This window comes from Rugamonas sp., from assembly GCF_025354735.1.
Taxonomy (GTDB): Bacteria; Pseudomonadota; Gammaproteobacteria; order Burkholderiales; family Burkholderiaceae_D; genus Rugamonas.
This window is the reverse complement of the sequence record NZ_JANXMI010000174.1, coordinates 1-3,541: the sequence shown is the minus strand read 5'-3', so window position 1 is coordinate 3,541 and position 3,541 is coordinate 1. Positions and strand designations below refer to the sequence as shown.

Genomic DNA, 3,541 nt, shown 5'->3' with positions numbered 1-3,541 from the left:
GGCAAGCGGTTTCCCTGCTGCGGCGGGCCGCGCTGCCGGACCGGCACCACCTGGTCTGGGCCGTGCTGTGGCTGGTGCTGGCCGCGCTGCTGGAGGTGTCGGGCCCGATCATGGGCAAGGCGCTGATCGACGAGCACCTGCTGCCGCACCACCTGGACTGGCCGCGCATGGCCGCGCTGCTGGCCGGCGTGCTGCTGACCGGCTGGATCGCCAGCGGCCTGCGTTATCTTCAACTGGTGCGCTTGTCCGGCCTGGCGATGCGCTCCGTGCAGCGCCTGCGCGAGGACGTCTACGGCCACGTGCTGCGCCTGCCGATGGCCTTCTTCGACCGCGCCATCACCGGCCAGCTGGTGTCGCGCGTGACCAACGACACCGAGGCCGTCAAGACCCTCTACGTGCAAGTGCTGTTCGTGATGCTCGACAGTTCGATCGTGCTGGTCGGCACCATCATCGCCATGGCCTGGCTGGACTGGCACCTGATGATTATCGTCGTCGCGCTGATGCCGGCGGTGCTGCTGATCGTCTGGCTGTACCAGCGCTGGAGCGCGCCGGCCGTCACGCGGGCGCGCGCGCTGCGCAGCGACATCAACGGCCAGATGGCCGAATCGATAGGCGGCATGAGCGTGCTGCAGGCGAACAACGCGCAAGCGCGTTTCGGCGCCCGCTTCCAGGCCACCAACGAGCAGCACTACACGGCGCGCATGGCCGAGCTGCGCGCCAACGCTTGGCTGCTGCGGCCGGCGCTCGACATGCTCAACATCGTGCTGCTGGCGGCGGTCATTTTCAGCTTCGGCCAGCGCGAGATGACGGCGGCCGAAGTGGGGATTTTGTACGCCTTCATCAGCTACATCGCGCGCGTGATCGAGCCGCTGATCCAGATCACCATGCAGTTCAGCCAGTTGCAGCAATCGGTGGTGGCGACGGCGCGCGTGTCGGCCCTGCTCGACGAGCCGGAGGCGCCCGAGCACCGCGCCGGCCGGGCTGAAGATGCAAACCCGGGCGCCGCCGCCGACGTCCCCGCCGTCGCCATCGAACACCTCAACTTCGCCTACGTCGAAGGCCAGACCGTGCTGCACGACCTGTCGCTGACCATCCCGCAGGGCGCGTTCTACGGCATCGTCGGCCACACCGGCAGCGGCAAGTCGACGCTGCTGTCGCTGCTGCTGCGCTTTTATCCGGCGCGCCACGGCAGCATCGCCATCCACGGCGCGGCGCTGGACGGCATCGCCAACGAGCGGTTCCGCGCCGAAGTCGGTCTGGTGCCGCAAGACCCCTTCCTGCTGGCCGCCTCCGCGCGCGAAAACATCGCCATGGGCCGCGACCTGACGCAGGCGCAGATCGAAACGGCGGCGCGCGCGGCCCACGCCCACGACTTCATCGCGGCGCTGGAACACGGCTACGACACGGAACTGGGCGAAGGCGGCTCGCGCCTGTCGACCGGCCAGAAGCAGCTGATCGCCATCGCCCGCGCGCTGGCCGGCGCGCCGCGCATCTTGCTGCTCGACGAGGCGACCTCGCACATCGACAGCGCCACCGAGCAAATCGTGCAGACCGCGCTCGACGAATTGCGCGGCCGCGTCACCATCATCGCCATCGCCCACCGGCTCTCGACGATACGCGACGCCGACCGCATCGTCGTGCTCAATCACGGCCGCATCGCCGAAGCGGGTCCGCACGAACAGCTGATGCGGATCGCGGACGGCCTGTACCAGCGCCTGTACCTGCTGCAACAACTGGCCGCCTAGCCCCGTCCGGCCCGGCGCGACCCACATCGGGCTTTGTACAATCGGGCTATGTACATCACCTTAATCTTGCCAAAAATTTGACAAACAGCGCAATATTATTGCCTTAATTACCATGGAAGTTGTGCGTTTTTGAACAAAATGTGATGCCCCGCCGGGATTTCTCATATGCAACGAGAATATAATTGTCTAGACAGTTGCGCGCTTTTTTGTGCGACACGGACCAGGGGCGGCGGTGACAAGAACGCGCAATACCAAGCAAGGCGGGGCCGGACGGCGGGCGGCGTGGCGGCGTGTGGCGCTGTGCGCGGCCCTGCTGGCGCCGCTGTGCCTGGCCGCGCCGGCGCGCGCCGACGACGAGCCGACGCTGCTCGACCGCATCAGCGACATCGGCGAACAGTCGCGCTTCGTGCCGGACAAGGCACTGACCCAGCTGCTCAAGCTGGAGCCGGAAGCGCGCGCCGCCGACGTGCTGACCAAGGCCGAATTCCTGACACAAATGAGCTTGACGCGCGGCCGCCTGGGCCAGAACGACGCCGCGCTGACGCTGGCGGCCGAACTGGTGGCCTACGGCCGGGCCGTGCACAGCAAGGCGGCCGAGGCCAAGGGCATGCTGTGCGAAGGCTATATCCGGTTTTCGCTGGCCGACGTGGTGCAGGCGCACAAGCTGGGACTGGCGGCCGAGCCGCTGGCCCTGGCCAGCGGCCTGCCGGCGCTGCAGGTGCAGGCGACCATCACGGCCGGCCAGGTGTACGCCGAGCAGGGCAATTTTCCGGCCGCCATCACCAGGCTGCAAGCGGCCGTCGATCTGGCGCGGCCGCTGCCGGACCAGCTGCCGCTGGCCAGCGCGCTCAAGGCGCTGGCCAATCTGTACGACCAGTTGAGGGAATACGACAAGGGCTTCGCCGCGCTCGACGAGCTCCTGGCCGTCGGCGAAAAACTACAGTCGCCGGGCCGGCTGGCGCTGGCCAAAAACACCGAATACGGCCTGTCCATCGACGCCGGCCAGCCCAGGCGCGCGCTGCGGGCGCTGGAAGAAAGCCTGGTGCTCGAGCGCCAGCTGGGCGCCCAGCGCATGATCGCCAGCACCCTCGTCAATTTGTCGGACAGCTATCTGAAGCAGCGCGACTACCAGCGCACGCTGCAATACGCCAACCAGTCGCTCAAGGTGTCGCGGCAGAGTAACGACGAAGCCACCGAGGCCACGGCCAACGTCAACATCGGCGAAGCGTATCTGGGACTGGGCCGCATCGCCGAGGGCAAGCGCAGCTTCGAGGCCGGCATGGCGTTTTACGAGCGCGCCAACAGCCAGCCCGATTTGCAGGTGGTGCTGGTGGAATACGGCCAGGCGCTGGAACGGGCCGGCGACCTGGCCGGCGCGCTGGCGGCCTATCACCGCGAGCGCGACATCTCGAACAAGATGTTTGAAAAACAGCGGCGCCAGTCGGTGCTGGAGCTGCAGGAAAAATACGAGACCGAAAAGAAGCAGCGCCAGATCGAGCTGCTGCGCCGCGAAAACCAGGTCAAGGGCGCCGAGATCGACAACCGCCGCCTGCAGCAGCGCGTGTGGTGGCTGCTGGCCGTGGTGTTCGCGCTGGCGGCGGTGATCGTCGGCCTGCTGTACCGGAAGGTCCGGCACGCCAACGCGCAGCTGGAAGTGAAGAACGAGGAATTGAAGGCGCAAAGCGCGCTCGATCCGCTCACCTCCCTGTACAACCGGCGCCACTTCCAGGACTATATGCGCAGCCATAATCATGTGGAAAAACGCGACCTTGAAAAACGCGACGCGGAAAAGCGGG

At 66.9% G+C, this 3,541-nt stretch carries 2 protein-coding genes; both read left to right on the top strand.

What is annotated here, in order from left to right:
* Positions 1–1,745, top strand: a 1,745-nt coding sequence (locus Q0S71_RS14160; RefSeq protein ID WP_295996708.1) for an ABC transporter transmembrane domain-containing protein, incomplete at its 5' end; no start/stop codon positions are given.
* 232 nt (positions 1,746–1,977) lie between these two features.
* Positions 1,978–3,541: tetratricopeptide repeat protein (locus tag Q0S71_RS14155; protein ID WP_295996705.1), on the top strand; the 1,564-nt coding region annotated here is incomplete at its 3' end.